The 1,444-nt window shown below is 59.6% G+C and carries 1 protein-coding gene; it reads right to left on the bottom strand.

The features are described from left to right. Window positions 1–106: 106 nt before the first annotated feature. A complete protein-coding gene (locus EXZ48_RS34495) occupies window positions 107–1,333 on the bottom strand; it encodes an O-antigen ligase (RefSeq protein WP_130521566.1) in 1,227 nt (408 codons plus the stop codon). Window positions 1,334–1,444 lie beyond the last annotated feature (111 nt).

Below are 1,444 nucleotides of genomic sequence, written 5' to 3'. Positions count from 1 at the left end.
GCACTCGGCCAAACACCAGCGTCAGGAAAAGAAGGGCGATATGCGGAAACAGCTTTCCAAGCCCCGGGCAACACAGCTCGGAGGCCTGGACCTGTCGCCAGGCCTGCTACAGTCGTCGTGACGCCGGGCGGTCGAACGAACTATCCTGCTGCGCCACCTTCGAGGACGGGGATGGCACGATCGCGGCGAGGAAGAGTACGGCGAGCATCGGCCGGACAAGCAGTGCATTGCTGATTGCCGACCCACTGATGAACGCGACGAGGACCGCGGCCTGGAGGTTGTTTGCATGGCGCAGCGACCAGCCGAAGGTCAGCAGAATCACGAAGAGCCCGACAAGCCCCTGCTCGATGACGACATTGAGGAAGTCGTTGTGCGAATCCTTGGCTTCCCACCACCAGCTGGTGCTGAAGAACATGTCGGATCCGAGGCCGGTACCGAACAGCCACTGGCTGCTCGAACGCTCCGCGAGCATGCTGAAACGCTCCGCATAGGTCGACGTCCGGCCACTTGAAAACTCGACAAGGTCGAAATTGGGAATGAAGAGGAATACCAGGGCAAGAAGCACCAGGACGGAGGTTGCAAACCCCAGACCCACCGCGGAAGCAAACAGCCGATGAGTCGTGCGGCGACGTATGGCCTGAACGAGAAGGACCGCGGAGAAGACCAACAGCATCACCCAGGTGGTGCGGACCTGATAGGCAATGAAAAGGCCGAACAGGGGGAGACCCACCAGCCAGGCGGTCAACGCGCCGACTTCCCGTCGCAACCGCATCAGCACGACGCCGACAAGCGCCCCCGACACAATGTATGCGCTGGAGTGGATGGCATCCACGCCGGCAAACGGATAGGGTCGCAGAACACCGGCGTAATCATACAGGCCGTACAAGGCTGTCGTCGCGACGGCCACGATCGAAACGGTAACGTAGATCGCGATTTTCGCCCCCGTCAGGATGGTTCCCTCATACCGCATGAAGTAGACGAGTGCAGATATCCCCGTCATCACGCGCAGGATGGTGAGGGCATAATCGTTGAGCGGCGTGTTTATCGAAACCAGGAAGGTGTAGGTCACCAGCATCGAGCAGATCGAGAGAATGAGCGCGAAGCTTCTGATGTCCAGATAGACCATGCCTTGGCGAACGATGGGGAGGCAGGCGGCGAGGATCAGCCAAAGGCTGACGACCCCGGCAATGGCCACCTGGATCGGCTCGGGCATGGATTCGGCGAAAATCGAGTACAGACCGGCAGCGACGAAGACGAGGGTATCGACGACCCAGCTCTGCCTGGTTGCCGTTGCGTCGGAATTCGCACCGAATGTGCCGATGTCTGTGACCATTGTCGATTCCGGTAAGAGTTTCTTCGGACTAGCAGGAATACATTAAGGGAATCTTGAACCGTTGGCCGGGCTCGGGCGGTATTTTCCTGACGCTGGTGTTTGGCCGAGTGT

The sequence above is a fragment of the Shinella sp. JR1-6 genome, assembly GCF_004284735.1.
GTDB lineage: Bacteria > Pseudomonadota > Alphaproteobacteria > Rhizobiales > Rhizobiaceae > Shinella.
Note: the sequence above shows the minus strand (reverse complement) of the source record. Positions and strands in the feature narration are given on the sequence as shown.